General features: G+C 39.5%; 13 protein-coding genes. 12 read left to right on the top strand and 1 reads right to left on the bottom strand.

What is annotated here, in order from left to right:
* Positions 1–3: 3 nt before the first annotated feature.
* Complete coding sequence (fliY, locus tag J6O61_RS13325) at positions 4–600, bottom strand: flagellar motor switch phosphatase FliY (RefSeq protein WP_292214227.1); 597 nt, start codon at positions 598–600, stop codon at positions 4–6.
* A 320-nt stretch (positions 601–920) separates the two neighbouring features.
* On the opposite strand from fliY, the gene J6O61_RS13320 reads away from it, so the two are divergent.
* The 12 genes from J6O61_RS13320 (at position 921) to J6O61_RS13265 (ending at position 15,930) form a co-directional block, all read left to right on the top strand.
* On the top strand, positions 921–1,667 hold the full coding sequence (locus J6O61_RS13320) for a DeoR/GlpR family DNA-binding transcription regulator (RefSeq protein WP_292214188.1): 747 nt from the start codon (positions 921–923) through the stop codon (positions 1,665–1,667).
* 16 nt (positions 1,668–1,683) lie between these two features.
* Positions 1,684–2,589, top strand: a complete 906-nt coding sequence (gene pfkB / locus J6O61_RS13315; RefSeq protein ID WP_292214186.1) for a 1-phosphofructokinase — start codon at positions 1,684–1,686, stop codon at positions 2,587–2,589.
* An 18-nt stretch (positions 2,590–2,607) separates the two neighbouring features.
* Positions 2,608–4,539, top strand: coding sequence for a PTS fructose transporter subunit IIABC (locus J6O61_RS13310; protein ID WP_292214184.1), 1,932 nt, complete (start codon positions 2,608–2,610; stop codon positions 4,537–4,539).
* Between the two features lie 76 nt (positions 4,540–4,615).
* Entirely contained in the window at positions 4,616–4,879 is a 264-nt protein-coding gene (locus J6O61_RS13305; RefSeq protein WP_292214181.1) for an HPr family phosphocarrier protein, read from the top strand.
* A 254-nt stretch (positions 4,880–5,133) separates the two neighbouring features.
* On the top strand, positions 5,134–6,840 hold the full coding sequence (gene ptsP / locus J6O61_RS13300; RefSeq protein WP_292214178.1) for a phosphoenolpyruvate--protein phosphotransferase: 1,707 nt from the start codon (positions 5,134–5,136) through the stop codon (positions 6,838–6,840).
* A gap of 162 nt (positions 6,841–7,002) precedes the next feature.
* On the top strand, positions 7,003–7,473 hold the full coding sequence (locus J6O61_RS13295; protein WP_292214175.1) for a MarR family winged helix-turn-helix transcriptional regulator: 471 nt from the start codon (positions 7,003–7,005) through the stop codon (positions 7,471–7,473).
* Positions 7,474–7,494: 21 nt separating this feature from the next.
* Complete coding sequence (locus tag J6O61_RS13290; RefSeq protein WP_292214172.1) at positions 7,495–9,249, top strand: ABC transporter ATP-binding protein; 1,755 nt, start codon at positions 7,495–7,497, stop codon at positions 9,247–9,249.
* A gap of 2 nt (positions 9,250–9,251) precedes the next feature.
* Positions 9,252–11,192 carry an ABC transporter ATP-binding protein gene (locus tag J6O61_RS13285; RefSeq protein ID WP_330613788.1) on the top strand — a complete coding sequence of 647 codons (1,941 nt, stop codon included), beginning with the start codon at positions 9,252–9,254 and terminating at the stop codon, positions 11,190–11,192.
* Between the two features lie 115 nt (positions 11,193–11,307).
* Positions 11,308–11,853: a helix-turn-helix domain-containing protein gene (locus J6O61_RS13280; protein WP_292214168.1), complete on the top strand. Its 546-nt coding sequence runs from the start codon at positions 11,308–11,310 to the stop codon at positions 11,851–11,853.
* The gene (locus J6O61_RS13275) at positions 11,850–12,611 is read left to right on the top strand and encodes a hypothetical protein (RefSeq protein ID WP_292214165.1); all 762 of its coding nucleotides are present in this window, start codon (positions 11,850–11,852) and stop codon (positions 12,609–12,611) included. The genes J6O61_RS13280 and J6O61_RS13275 overlap by 4 nt, the downstream gene beginning before the upstream one ends.
* On the top strand, positions 12,599–14,335 hold the full coding sequence (locus J6O61_RS13270; RefSeq protein ID WP_292214163.1) for a sensor histidine kinase: 1,737 nt from the start codon (positions 12,599–12,601) through the stop codon (positions 14,333–14,335). Before J6O61_RS13275 ends, J6O61_RS13270 begins: the two co-directional genes overlap by 13 nt.
* Positions 14,320–15,930, top strand: a complete 1,611-nt coding sequence (locus J6O61_RS13265) for a response regulator transcription factor (protein ID WP_292214160.1) — start codon at positions 14,320–14,322, stop codon at positions 15,928–15,930. Before J6O61_RS13270 ends, J6O61_RS13265 begins: the two co-directional genes overlap by 16 nt.
* Positions 15,931–16,031: the final 101 nt, after the last annotated feature.

The raw sequence follows: 16,031 nt of genomic DNA, 5'->3' as shown, positions 1-16,031 counted from the left end.
ATATTATTTTCCTTTGTTCATAAATTTTTGGCACATATCCTCTGCAAACTGTACCGGATATAATTGTACCATAACGGAATCGATAAGGTCACCTATTGTCATCCTAAAGGCTATTTTAACAAATTTATCATAAGTAGTATCAAACATTTTTTCAAAAACTTTTATGCTTTCCACATCAATCTGATTAACTATCGGAGTACTTATGTCTGTAGGAACACCCAGCATGGAAGACAGACTGGTTGCGCTGGTTCCCATCATCTGGTTCATTGCTTCAGATGCAGCAGACAGATGAAGTTCCGTGATTTCTCCGGAAGTATTTGTGCCATCACCGCCCATCATGAGATCGGTCATAACCTTGACATCATGTTCTTTGAGTACCAGTACATTATTGCCCTCTAAACCTTTAACATAGTGAATCTGCACAAAAATACAGGTCTTTTCATAATCATCAAGAGCTTCACTTCGTTTGATCACTTTGACGTTAGGAGTCGTGATGTCGACCTTTCTGTTTACCATCATGCTAAGGGTTGTTGCAGAATTTCCCATACTTATATTTGCAATCTCACCTAAGATATCAACCTGTTCATGAGTTAAATGCATTCCTTCCAAGACAGCTACCTCCATGATTTAATATGAAAACCTAATAATATTTTAGTTTATTCGAAGCGCCTTTGTAAAGAAGATTTACGCAATACCCCTAAGCTTTATTCTTTTTTTAGAATATATTTATTGATATTTGTGCCGGTTATAATAAAACCTAAATGCTCAAAAAAACTCATCAATAATAGCGCTTTTTGATTGCTTGTATTATGTTTGTGAGTATTTTACAATATACAGAATGATTATTTGTGATTAATATTGATTGAAATTGATTAAATATAATGATATTATCTATTCAATAAAAAGACTAAGAGGGGAATATGCTTACACAAGAGCGTCGGGATCTGATAGTTTCATATATCAATGACAACAATGCAGTTACAGTAGCAGAACTGATGGAGAAATTTGATGCTTCTGCCGCTACTATTCGTCGTGACCTTTCAGTGCTTCATGATGAAAAGAAGATTCTGAAGGTTTTTGGCGGTGCCACATCCATCATTGCAGGAGATGTTACTACATTTGAGCCTTCTGTATCGGCAAAGGCATCTCTTAATAAAGATGAGAAGAATGCAATCAGTAAATATGCGGCTTCTTTAATATATGATGATGACTTTGTATATATTGACTCCGGTACCACAACACTTGAGATGATCAAGTACATAGAAAATACCAAGGCCAAATATATTACAAACGGAATAGTCCATGCCAAAAAGCTTCTGGAAAAGGGCCTGAGTACAATGATAATCGGCGGGAGATGCAAGGCTTCCACAGAAGCAATAATCGGTCCTGACTGTATTGAAGGAATAAGTAAGTATCATTTTACAAAGGCTTTCATGGGAACCAACGGAATATCAATTCCGGCCGGGTTTACAACACCGGATGTAGATGAAGCATTGGTGAAGCAGGAAGCTGTCAAACATGCGTATATCTCTTATGTTCTGGCAGATCATACCAAGTTTGGTCAGGTTAGTTCAGTTACTTTTGCAGACATAACAAGCTGCTGCATTATAACAGATAAAGAGCCCAGTAAGAACTATAGTAGTAAAACAATCGTGAAGGTTGTATGAAGTAAGGAGGAAACACATGATCTATACGGTTACTTTTAATCCGGCAATTGATTATGTAGTCAGAATGAGCGATTCTCTTTTACCTGGAATGACAAACCGCTCAGATTCTGAGGAATGTTACTTTGGTGGAAAGGGAATCAACGTATCAACTATTCTTAAGAACTTGGGAATAGACAATACAGCTCTTGGATTCGTTGCAGGTTTCACCGGAGAAGCAATCGAAAAGAGTGTAAATGAGAGAGGAATTAAAGCTGACTTCATAAAGCTAAGCGATGGAATCTCAAGAATCAATGTAAAGATAAAAGGACAGGCTGAAACAGAGATAAATGCTCAGGGCCCCAAGATCCCGGCTGATGCTCTGGATAAGCTTTTTGCACAGATAAAAGAGCTTAAGGATGGCGACATTCTTATTCTTGCAGGAAGTATTCCAAATTCACTTCCAAGCGACGTTTATGAAAGAATTATTTCTTTTGTCTGCGATAAAAAGATCGAAGTTGTTGTTGATGCCACAAAGGATCTTTTAAAGAACGTCCTTAAGTATCATCCATTTTTAATAAAGCCCAACAATCACGAACTTGGTGAGATGTTTGGAACGGTTCTTAAGACCGATGATGAGATTGAGGAACATGCTAGAAAACTTCAGGAGATGGGGGCCAGAAATGTTCTTATTTCTATGGCTGGTGACGGTTCAATGCTCATTACTGAGACCGGTGAGAAATACCGCGTGGGTGTTCCTAAGGGGAAGGTTAGAAATTCGGTAGGAGCAGGCGATTCAATGGTCGCTGGTTTCATCGCCGGATATCTAAATAAAGGGAGTTACGAAGAGGCTCTAAAAATGGGTACTGCTGCCGGAAGTGCAACTGCTTTTTCAGATGATCTGGCAACAGGAGAAGCAATACACGAACTATATAATAGCCTATAAGGCATACAAGGAGGGACTATGAAAATCACAGATTTACTAAAGAAAGAGGGTATACTCTTGAATTGCCCTGCTACTGACAGGGAAAGCGCGATCGATGCAATGATAGAGCTGCACTCAAAAGTTGGAAATCTACATGATGCAGCTGAGTTTAAGAAGGCGATTATTGCCCGCGAAGAAAAGGGTTCTACGGCTATCGGTATGGGAATCGCTGTGCCTCACGGAAAATCTGCGGCAGTTAAAAATGCAGGTCTTACAGCTATAACGATTCCAAACGGAATTGACTACAAGTCACTTGACGGAAATCCAAGTAATCTTTTCTTCATGATTGCAGCACCGGATACAGCTGCGGACACTCATCTGGAAGTTCTTTCAAAACTTATGACACTTCTTATGGATCAGACTTTTGCCAAAAAACTTCTTGAAGCAAAGACAGCTGACGAGTTCCTTAAAGTTATTGATGATAAGGAAGCGGAAAAAGATAAAGAGGTAAATGCAAAGGCAGCTGCGGCTACACCTGCCAAGTCAAAACCTTCGGTTAAAAAGCTTGTAGGTGTAACTGCTTGTCCTACAGGTATTGCTCATACATTTATGGCTGCTGAAGCTTTGGAGCTCAAAGCAAAAGAGCTTGGAATTGATATAAAGGTTGAGAAAGACGGATCAGCCGGAGCAAAAGACGTTCTTACAGCAAAAGAAATTGAAGAAGCAGACGCAGTTATCGTAGCATGTGATAAAAACATTGATATGGGAAGATTCAACGGAAAGCCTGTAATCATTACTTCAACAAAAGAAGCTATCCATAATCCGGAGAACCTTCTTAAGAAGGCAACAGATGGAGATGTATCAGTTTATCACCATTCCGGAAAGGTTTCAGCTTCATCTGATGATTCAAATGAATCAGTTGGACGTCAGGCATATAAGCATCTTATGAACGGTGTATCACACATGCTTCCATTCGTTATCGGTGGTGGTATACTTATTGCCATTGCATTCCTTTTGGATGATTACTCAATTGATCCGAGTAACTTTGGTAGCAATACTCCCGTGGCTGCATGGTTCAAGTCAATAGGCGGAACAGCATTTGGCTTTATGCTACCTATTCTTGCAGGATTTATAGCACAGAGTATTGCAGATCGTCCCGGTCTTGCAGTTGGTTTTGTAGGTGGTGCTCTTGCAAGCACAGGCGCAACATTTGCAGCTCCTTCAGGAGATGTTCCATCAGCTTTCCTTGGTGCATTGGTTGCAGGTTTTGCAGCAGGTTACCTTGTCAAGTGGATGGAAAAGATCTGCGATAAGCTCCCACAGGCGCTTGAAGGAATTAAGCCTGTACTTATCTATCCTCTTTGCGGAATTCTTATTATCGGTATTGTAATGTGTGCCATCAATCCTATTGTTGGTGCTATCAATGCAGGTATTACAGCACTTCTTGAGGGAATGGGAACCGGGTCAATGGTTGTTCTTGGTATTCTTCTTGGTGCAATGATGGCTACAGATATGGGCGGCCCTCTTAATAAGGCTGCATATGCTTTTGGTCTTGCAAGTCTTGCAAACCAAAATGAAACAGGATATATGATCATGGCTGCAATCATGGTTGGTGGTATGGTTCCTCCAATCGCAATTGCACTTGCAACTATTTTCTTTAAGAACAGATTTACTCCTGCTGAGCAGAAGTCAGGTCCTGTTAACTTTATTATGGGACTCTGCTTTATTACAGAAGGAGCAATCCCATTTGCAGCTGCTGACCCTATAAGAGTAATTCCATCACTTATGGTTGGTTCAGGTGTTGCAGGAGCCCTTTCAATGGTATTTAAATGTACACTTATGGCTCCACACGGCGGAATCTTCGTATTCCCTGTAGTAGGTAATGTAGCAATGTATCTTGTTGCTCTCCTTGTTGGATCAGTAGTAGGATGCTTAATGCTCGGTCTTCTTAAAAAGAAAGCAGAAGACTGATATATAACAATAAGTTATGTACAGCCACTGGAAAAAAGGTGGCTGTACATTAGGGTTTTTAAGAAAGGATAAAAAAATGGTATCACAGACAGTAAAAGTAACAAATGAACAGGGAATGCACATGCGTCCGGCAAGTCTTTTTTGCCAGACCGTAACACCTTTTAGCAGTGATGTTAAGGTGGTTTTTAATGGAACAGCTTACGACGCAAAGAGCGTTATGATGCTTATGAGTGCCTGCATTAAATGTGGGGCAGAGATAGAGATTCAGTGCGATGGTCCGGATGAAGCAGAGGCTTTAAAGAAAGCGGTTGAACTTGTTGAGAGTGGATTGGGAGATTGACCATGACTACTTAACGAGGTTTTATCGAGTTTAGTAGTCATGGTCGTTCTGGCGAGAACGAAGTTCGAGAGCAGAACTTCTGCTGACTTAACGAGGTTTTATCGAGTTTAGTAGGCATGGTCGTTCTGGCGAGAACGAAGTTCGAGAGCAGAACATCTGCTGATTTAACGAGGTTTTATCGAGTTTAGTAGTCATGGTCGTTCTGGCGAGAACGAAGTTCGAGAGCAGAACTTCCTTATTTTAGGAGGATACGGATGTATAAAGGAATCGCCGCATCGCGCGGAATAGGAATCGGAAGCGTATGTGTCATTGTAGAGCAGGAACTAAAATATGATGCAAAAAAAGTAGAAGACATAGATGCTGAAAAGGAACGTTTTAATAAAGCTATAGATGAATTCAAGGCTGAAACTACTGCTATGGCAGAAGATATCAGAAAGAGAATCGGTCCTAAAGAAGCAGAAATCTTTGAAGGACATCTTGTTATGATTTCTGATCCTTCTATGGCGGGGGAGATGACAAAAATGATCGACTCCGGCCAGTGTGCCGAGGCTGCTGTTGAAGCGGTTTGTGACATGTTCATTGGCATGTTCTCAAAGATGGACGATGACTTGATGCGTCAGAGAGCATCAGATATCAGCGATGTCAAAGTTTCTATGCTCAAAATTCTCCTTGGAATAAAGGATGTAGATATAAGTAAAGTAGCCCCGGGTACAGTACTTGTAGCCAAGGATCTGACTCCTTCAATGACATCCCAGATCAACAAAGATAATGTTGTGGGTATTTTGACAGAGATAGGCGGAAAGACTTCACACTCAGCTATTCTTGCCAGAGCATTGGAAATTCCTGCAGTTCTTTCGGTGCCGGACATAACCAAACTTGTAAAGGACAAGGATACTGCAGTTGTTGATGGAACAGAGGGAAATGTCTATATAAATCCGGAAGGAGACATTCTTTCACAGTTTATTCTTAAGAGAGAAGAGTTCATAAAAAAACAATCAGAACTTAAGGGATTTCTTGGAAAGGAAACCAAGACTCTTGATGGTGAGTCGGTTGAGTTGTTCTGTAATATCGGAACTCCCAAGGATGCCAAAAAAGCGATTGAATGTGATGGTGAAGGAATAGGACTGTTCCGTTCAGAGTTTCTGTTCATGGACAACAATCATATGCCATCAGAAGATGAGCAGTTTGCAGCCTACAAGGAAGCTGCAGAGACCATGGGCGGCAAGCCTGTGATTATAAGAACTCTTGATATTGGTGGAGATAAGGATATTCCTTACCTCAATATGAAGAAGGAAGAAAATCCATTCCTTGGATACAGGGCTGTCAGATATTGCCTTGGCAATAAAGACAGTTATAAGATACAGCTTCGTGCAATCATGCGTGCCAGCGCTTTTGGAAAAGTAAAGATCATGATTCCGCTTGTGACCTGCATTGATGAACTTAGAGCGGTTAAGGCGCTTGTAGAGGAAATAAAAAAGGATTTTGACGAAAAGCAGATAGCTTATGACAAGGATATTGAGGTTGGATGCATGATTGAAACACCTTCTGCATCGCTTATTGCGGATATCCTTGCAAAAGAGTCGGATTTCTTCTCGATTGGCACCAATGATCTTACCCAGTATACTATGAGTGTTGACAGAGGTAATGCTGATGTTGCATATCTTTACTCTACCTTCCAGCCTTCTGTGCTTCGATCTATTAAGCACATTATAGAATGCGGAAGAAAAGCCGGAATTCCGGTAGGTATGTGTGGAGAAGCGGCGGCAGATCCTATGATGATTCCTCTTCTTATTTCTTATGGTCTGACTGAGTTTAGCGTCAATCCGGTTCTTGTTCTTACAGCCAGATGTATCATATCCAAATGGAGTAAAGAAGAAGCTGATAAATTAACTCAAAAAGTAATGGCTCTTGATAATGAAAAAGATATTGTGGCTCTCTTAAAAGAAGAGACAAGAGAATAATGAGAAAGACTCCCTTCAAAAAAAGAGGGGAGTCTTTAAATATGAAATAATTATGAAGTTATATTAACAAGTATTGACAACATGTAGCTAGCTACTTATTATATTAAATGTAGCTAACTACATGTTGTCTTTTATATATGATTACAAAAAAGCGAGGTAGACATGGATTGCACAGATGATGCAAGAGAGTTTTTTAGAGACAGGGAGCATGAGCCCATAAGCTTTAAATTCAAGCTTGTTCATGAGGCTTTTGTTGCTGTTTTTAATAAACAGCTCCGGGAGGATGATATGACTTTTTCTCAGCTTATGGTTATTTCCTATCTTGACGGAAACCGTGAGAAAAAAGTTACGCAGAAGGACATTTCAGATGCACTTCACATCAAACATCCCACGACTATAGGCCTTATAAAAAGGCTTGTGGAAAAAGAGATGATTCAGGTTGTTACAGACCCCGAAAACAGGAAGTATCGAAATATAACGCTTACTGAAAAGGGTCTGGAGTTTGTTGAAAAAAACAAAGAGAGAAGGCACCATACAGACAATTATCTTGTAAGTGGGTTTAGTGAAGAAGAAATTCTGCAGCTTAGAGGTTATCTGGACAGAATAATTGATAATCTCAGATCCCTTAGCTAAGATTATTAAAAGGAGAGACTTATGGTTAAGACATTATTAAAAGAACTTAAGGAATTCAAACTTCCATCCATATTGACACCAATCTGTATGATTGGCGAAGTTATATGCGAAATGGTGATTCCTATTCTGATGGCGAGAATAGTGGATCTTGGCATATATGGCAATGATATGGGACTTATTTTCAGAACCGGTGGAATGATGATAGTTATTGCTATCTTAGGGCTTTGTGCGGGACTTGGCGGAGCCTATTTCGGCTCAAAAGCATCTGCCGGATTTGCAAGGAACTTAAGAAAGGCCATGTTTGATAATATCCAGACCTTTTCATTTTCAAACATTGATAAGTTCTCAACATCAGGACTTGTAACAAGACTTACAACAGATGTGACCAATATTCAGAATGCATATATGATGATACTTCGAATGGCAATGAGAGCACCTTCATCTCTTGTAATTGCTATGATTGCAGCTTTTACCATCAATTCAGAACTTGCTTCAATATATTTAATAGCAGTTATCATTCTTTCAATCATAATGATTTTTATCATGAATAAGGCTACAAAGTATTTCAAAGAAGTATTTGAAAAGTATGATGCCCTTAACGAAAGTGTTCAGGAGAATGTTTCGGCTATCAGAGTAGTTAAGGCATATGTAAGAGAAGACTACGAGAACAACAAGTTTAAAAAGGCAGCACTTAATATCTACAACATGTTTGTGAAAGCAGAAATGAATGTAGTATACATGAGTCCTATAATGACAGGAACTGTATATGCCTGCATCCTTCTTATCAGCTGGCTGGGAGCACACATGATTGTTGGAGGTAGTCTTTCTACCGGTAACCTCATGAGTCTTTTGACATATTGCATGACAATTCTTATGAACCTCATGATGCTTGCCATGATATTTGTAATGATCACGATGGCAACAGCAAGTGGTAAGCGTATTGCAGAAGTAATTGAGGAAAAGACAGATATTACAAATAATTCTGATCCCGTTATGAAAGTGCCGGATGGAAGTATTTCATTTAAGCACGTTAATTTTGCTTATAACAAGACTTCCGAGGAACCGGTGTTAAAAGACATAAATCTTGATATTAAATCCGGTGAGACTATTGGAATTATCGGCGGAACCGGTTCAGCCAAGTCATCTTTGGTTAACCTTATAAGCAGACTCTATGATGTCACAGGCGGTTCTGTTAAAGTCGGCGGCATCGATGTAAGAGATTATGATCTTGAGACTTTGAGAGATCAGGTTTCTGTAGTACTTCAAAAGAATGTGCTGTTCTCAGGAACAATTCTTGATAACCTCAGATGGGGCAATAAGGACGCGACTTTGGAAGAATGCCAGAGAGCCTGCAAAATGGCCTGTGCTGACGAATTCATAGAGAAAATGCCTCAGGGCTATAACACAGAGATCGAGCAGGGCGGAACCAATGTTTCCGGCGGACAGAGACAGAGACTTTGTATCGCAAGAGCTCTTTTAAAGAAGCCTAAGATCCTTATCCTTGATGATTCAACAAGTGCTGTTGATACAGCTACAGATGCCAAGATCAGGAAGGCTTTTGCAGAGGAAATACCTGGAACTACAAAGCTTATCATTGCTCAGCGTATAAGCTCAGTTCAGGGATGCGACAGAATAATCGTTATGGACGATGGTAAAGTGAATGGATTTGGATCACATGATGAACTTCTTAAATCCAATGATATTTATAGGGAAGTATATGAGTCACAGACCGGAATGAGCGGCGACGCAGATTTTGATGAAAATAGAGAGGTATGAAGATGGCAGATACAAAACAGATAAAAACAGGTCCCGGCGGTGGAAACAGACGTGGAATGCCAAGACCTAAGGTGCAAAACCCCGGTGCTTTATTTAAAAGAATAATGGGATATGTTTTTAAATACTATCCTTTACATATGATAACTGTGCTTGTTTGCATACTGTTAACAGTATTTTCAAGCGTTCAGGGAACTCTTTTCACAAAGACACTTATTGATTCCTACATTCAGCCAATGCTTGACAGTGGAAACAGTGACTACGGCCCACTTCTTGCTGCGATGGGAAGAGTTGCGATTTTCTATGGAATAGGTGTTATCGCAGCTTTTGTTCAGGCGAAGGTTATGATCTATATTAACCAGGGAACATTGAGAAAACTCCGTGAAGAGCTCTTTGTCCACATGGAGAGTCTTCCTATAAAGTACTTTGATACAAATGCCCATGGCGACATCATGTCAATCTACACCAATGATATTGATACATTAAGACAGATGATAAGCCAGAGTATTCCACAGATGCTCAGCAGTGCGATCACAATCGTGAGTGTTCTGATCTCTATGGTTGTGCTCAGTATTCCATTGACTCTGATAACTCTTTTGATGGTTGGAATTATGCTGTTTTGCTCAGCTAAGGCCACAAAGGCTTCAGGTAAAAACTTCGTAGCTCAGCAGAAGAACATCGGCTCATTAAATGGTTATATCGAAGAGATGATGACTGGTCAGAAGGTAATCAAAGTATTCAATCATGAGCAGGAAGCAATCGAAAAATTCGATGAGCTCAATCAGCAGCTTTATGAGAGCTCATTTAAGGCTAACGGCTTTTCAGGTGCTCTTGGACCTATAAATGCTCAGCTTGGTAATACCAGCTATGTTATCTGCGCTATGATAGGTGGAGCGATAGCTCTTTCTGACTCAGTTGCGGTAGGCTTCACTGTTGGTGCTCTTGCAAGTTTCCTTACTTTCAATAAGAGCTTCTCAATGCCTATCAACCAGGTGAGCATGCAGTTCAACTCAATAATCATGGCCCTTGCAGGAGCTGAGCGTATTTTCAGACTTCTTGATGAACAGCCTGAAACTGATGAAGGCTATGTAACTCTTGTTGATGCAGAGATTAAAGACGGAGAAGTTGTTGAGGCTGATCATCATACAGGACATTGGGCATGGAAGCATTACCACAAGGCAGAAGGTACAACAACCTATCAGCCGATGGAAGGCGATGTTACATTTAATGGCGTTGACTTTGGTTATACAGATGAAAAGATGGTTCTTCACGATATCGTCCTTCATGCAAAGCCTGGTCAGAAGATCGCATTTGTTGGTTCAACTGGTGCAGGAAAGACAACGATCACAAACCTTATCAACAGATTTTATGATATCCAGGATGGTAAGATAAGATACGACAACATCAATATCAACAAGATAAAAAAAGCTGATCTTCGCCGTTCACTTGGAATAGTACTTCAGGATACACATCTTTTCACAGGAACTGTGCGCGACAATATCCGTTACGGAAAGCTTGATGCCACAGACGAAGAAGTAATTGCAGCAGCTAAGCTTGCAAATGCACACAGCTTTATTAAAAGACTTCCTGAGGGATACGACACAATGCTTACAGGTGATGGAGCAAACCTCTCACAGGGTCAGCGTCAGCTCCTTGCTATTGCCAGAGCTGCCATAGCAGATCCGCCTGTACTTATTCTTGATGAAGCTACTTCATCAATCGACACACGTACAGAGAAGATCGTTCAGGATGGTATGGATAAACTCATGAAGGGCAGAACTACCTTTGTTATTGCCCACAGACTTTCAACTGTTAAAAACAGTGACTGCATCGTAGTCCTTGAGCAGGGCCGCATCGTAGAGCAGGGAACTCACGATGAACTCATTGCCAAGAAGCAGCGTTACTACCAGCTCTATACAGGAAATAAGGCAGAAGAAACTGCATAAAAAATGAGTGTTATAAAGACGAGAGGCTGTAAAAATGAGAAATCATTTTTGCAGCTTCTTTTTTTGTTTGATAATATATCAAAAATGATATATTCTAATTACAGAGGAATAACGCATGAAACAAAATGTTGAAGAAATAATCATAAAAATAAAGAAAAGAAGAAAAGCTCTTGGAATGACTCAAGCGCAGGTGGCGAAGCTATGCGGTATTAAACAGTCAAATTATAGTAGATTTGAATTGGGAAAGCAGATGCCTTCTTTAGATACACTTCTTTCTATATTGGATGTGCTTGGCATGGATATACACCTGACTCCGGTAGATTATACAGTATATGATGTTATGGATCGAGATGAAATAGTGTGTATAGTGGAACTTGATAGAAGTAGAAAAAATATTAAATTCAACAAAATAAAGAAAGATGGTATAGGACAACCATTTTCCGGAAACAGGCTTAATTTAGAGCGCTTTTATTCTTTTTTGAAGGACAGATGCTACGAGGATGGACGGGCGGACCTTGATAGAATTTTAGAAAAAGCTAATCTTACATCCAATAATCCTTATGAATTTATTAAACTGTCTCACGGAGTGACTTATGAAGATACTTTTTGGATTAAGCTTCACGATGAAAAAATAAAATGGAAGGATGTCAAATTGATATGAGAGACTACAAGTTAAGCCCTCGTGCGATGGTGATGGTTGCAGGAAGTTCAAAGGGAACTCAGCCAAAATATTTTGATAAGGGATTTTGGTATAAAGAGAACAGAGCAGGTTATGAAGGAAAAACTGAGCAGTTGGCATCGCTTGTTCTTTCCTGTTCGAATGTGGATTATTTTGTCAGATACGAAGAATGTACTATCAATGGGAAAAAAGGATGCAGATCTCAGAATTTTTTAAAAGAAGGATGTTCTTTTTTGAGTTTTCAAAGATTGTATGATATGTATTTTGGAGGGAACCTGTCTGAGCGCATTATCATTATGGATGATCCTCAGGATAGGATAAATTTTATAAAAGAATTTATACGTGATTACACAGGATTTGATTGCAGTGATTATCTGTCAAAAATACTTGCATTTGATATGCTTATATTGAATACCGACAGGCATTTTAATAATCTTGGAATAATTGTGGATACAGAAACAGAAGAATGTTTTGAAGCACCTGTGTTTGACAATGGAGCTGGTCTTCTTAGTGATCTTACACGCTTTCCAATGGATAATTCTATTGATGAGAATATTGAATCGGCATATGGGCAGCCCTTCTCATCCAGTCTGGAAATGCAGGCACAGCTGGCAGGTGTGACATTGAGAATCGATTATGATAAGTTAGAGGCGGCATTAAGAGAAGAACCACAATCCAGGGCGCTAACGGTTCTGAAATACCAATTAGACAGGTACAAAGGTTTATTATGCAAAAGCTAAAAGAAAAGAATAACTCTTTTATACGTACAATTGCATCTGCGGTTCTATTCTACATGATCCTGATGATAATCATTTTGTCAGCCATATGGTGGAATACCAGGACCACATTGGAGAGCGCTGCGGGGGCTACGCTATCACAGGCAAAAGAAATCTCGGATTATGAAATAGAAGAAGTTTTAAAGGCTAATGAACAGGCTCTTGCTGTTGTTCTGCAGGATAATGCTGATATTTCTGCTTTTAAAAATGGCACGGATGTCCAGAAGGCTATAGCACAACAAAACATGTTACAGACTCTGAAGAACATAGCAGGTAGTAGTACTGACGTTGAGACTATTTTTTTCTATGATCTTATTGGAAATAACTATATAGCTAAGACTGCAAACGGCCTAAATTATAACGATACTGTAATGATCCGTCAGAGCATAGAAGAAATGATCCTGGAGTATCCAGGAAACATGCCATCTAAATGGATATACAGACAGATCGGAGAAAAGAAATATCTTCTACGCCTTTATAAAAATAAAAATCGTATGCTTGGGGCACTGGTAAATATATCAGGAATTTTGGAAAGACTCATAACTAATGATTCAGTATGCTACGCGATAACTGATATTAATAACGACATTATTGTTCAGACGGATAATGGAGAGATCACAAGCTCAGATCTTAGCTTTAAAGTGAGTTCGGGTGCTTCATGGTCTGATGACGGAAAATATCTTGTACTTGGTGGACCATCAGCAAAAGGGGATTTTGGTATTTTTGTGGCATTGGAAAAACACAGAGTATATGGAAACTATCAAACGATACAGCTTATTATAATACTGCTTGTTGTTTCGGCGATCGTTTTGCTGGGTGTCATAACTCTTTATACAAGGCGAGTGGTATATGCCCCGTTGCGGGAATTACTTATTGCCATGAAAAAGATAGAAAATGGAGAACAGTCGCTTAGACTTCCCAACAAAGCAGATACAGTTGAGTTCAGACAGATAAATAACAGCTTTAATCAGATGATAGACACAATTGTCAATCTGCGAATGCGCTCTTATGAGGAGAGAATTCAGTTTGATGAAGCAACGCTAAAATACGTACAGCTTCAGATAAAACCTCACTTTTTCTTAAATGCGCTTACTACGATACACAGTATGTCTTATCAGGATCGGAATGAGGAAATACGTGATTACATAGAAAGACTCTCCAGAAACGTGAGATATCTTTTTAAATCCGGAATGCACACTGTTCCTTTGACGGAAGAGATAGAGCATATAAAAGACTATATTGCGATGCAGGAAATTCTGTATCCGGGATGCGTATTTGATTTTATTGACATTGATGAAAAAATACTCGATTATCCTGTTCCACAGCTTCTTATTCATACAATTCTGGAAAACATTTATAAACACACTGTTTCTGTGGATAACCTTACTTCAATACTTATTTCCTGTAAGCTTGAAGAGCGAAATGGTGAGGAGATGTGCCATATTGTCGTGGAGGATGATGGAGTTGGGTTCCCTTCGGAATTTCTTTTGCAGGTAAAAAATGGTAATGTGGCAGTAAAAGAAAATGGACATGGAATAGGCCTTTGGAATCTCAAAAAGACTTTAAGTCTGATGTACAGAAGAGATGACCTGATAGAATTTTCTAATAAAGAGCCTCACGGCAGTAAAGTTGATATGTGGATACCAAAGAGAGTAAAGAGGCAGAGCAGTGTATGGAAGCTATCGTAATTGATGATGATTTTCCCACGGTCGATGTCATAGTAAATGCGGTTGACTGGGATAAATTTCATATCGAAAAAGTTCATAAAGCATACAACATAAAAACAGCGCAGAAGCTTTTTGAAGAGAATGAGATAAGCCTTGCTATCTGTGATATCGAGATGCCTATGGGAAGTGGACTGGACCTTATCAAGTGGGCCAGGGAGAACTCTTTTGACACTGAGTTTATCTTCCTTACAAGCCATGAAAAATTTGACTATGCAAGGCAGGCCATAGAATACAAAGCCAGCGGATATGTGGTAAAGCCCTTCAATGCAGACAGAATGGAAGCAGAGCTTAATATGGCTCTCCAGAGAATACATGAAAAGCAGGAGAGTCAGAAGGCATCTATATACGAAGAATGGTATTCCGGAAATCTTGAGTATGTAGAGGCAATGTTCTGGCTTGATGTTTTGCAGCAGAGAATTGTTGCAGATGAATCTGTAATCAGTAAGGAAATAGAGCAGAGAAGATTAAATATAGCCCCGGAAATTGATTACAGGCTTTATATCATATCAAGCGGCAATATTGAGCAGATTGAGGAAAGCTGGGGAGCGGGCAGAGCCGGTGCGTATGAAAAAGAACTGGTTTCTATCCTGTGCGAAAGGATATTTATCGGAATTTCTGAAAGTAAATTTGTAAACTATCGCGTAAAGGGAATTGTATATACTGCGGTTGTTGTAGAAGACTCCAAAACGGGAATAATAAATGAGCGTATGAGCGTGGGCGATGCAGAAATACTCGAGGAAGCCCGAGAAAAGCTAAAAAATACCATCACAATCTATATTGGGAATCCCTGCAGCATATCGAAGCTCTATCTTGCAAAGACCCACATGGAGGAACTTGATAAAAACAATGTTGCCTCGAAGGGGAAGATATTCCATGAGAATGATGAGATAGTTCTTGCATCAGAAAAAGGACATATGCTGGATCAACAGGAGATAAGACTTCTCCTGAATGAAAAGAAAAAGAAAGAACTGTTGAATCTTTTGAAGTTTAGCATGGAAAATCTGGCAGCAGCCAAAAAACTGGATGCAGCAGCTCTTACAGAAATAAAGCAGGATCTGCTTCAGATTGTTTTTGTTTATCTTCACAGCAAAGAGATTCAGGCGACGCAGCTTTTTGCCAATGAAGCATCAGAGTCTCTTGCCAGACAGTCAACGGACTCTCTCATGAATATGATGAGATGGCAGGTTTATATCATTTCAACAACCCTTGATTATGTCTCAGAGGTTGAGGCATCAGACTCTATAGTTTCAAGAGCCAAGGCTTTTGTTCATGAGCATTACAAGGAAGATATCTCAAGGAATGAGATTGCGGAGAGTGTTTATCTTACTCCTGAGTATATGGCCAAGATGTTTAAAAAAGAGACCGGAGTCAGCCTTAAGCAGTATATAACTGATTTTAGAATAGATAAGGCAAAAGAACTTCTGTCACGGGCTGACGTTCGCATAAGTGACGTCGCTACAGAAGTAGGGTTTGACAACTTCTCCTATTTTTCAACGGTATTCAAAAAGAATACGGGACTTACTCCAAATGAGTATCATAATCAGACAAATGGATAAAAACCTTAAAATCAAAAAATCAAAGCTTGTTTTTGAAAGAGAATGATTAACACCCTTTTGTATAATGAGTGCACAATATAAAATGCACATTTTAACAAGGG

This window comes from Butyrivibrio sp., from assembly GCF_017635265.1.
Classification (GTDB): Bacteria; Bacillota; Clostridia; order Lachnospirales; family Lachnospiraceae; genus Butyrivibrio.
Note: the sequence above shows the minus strand (reverse complement) of the source record. Positions and strands in the feature narration are given on the sequence as shown.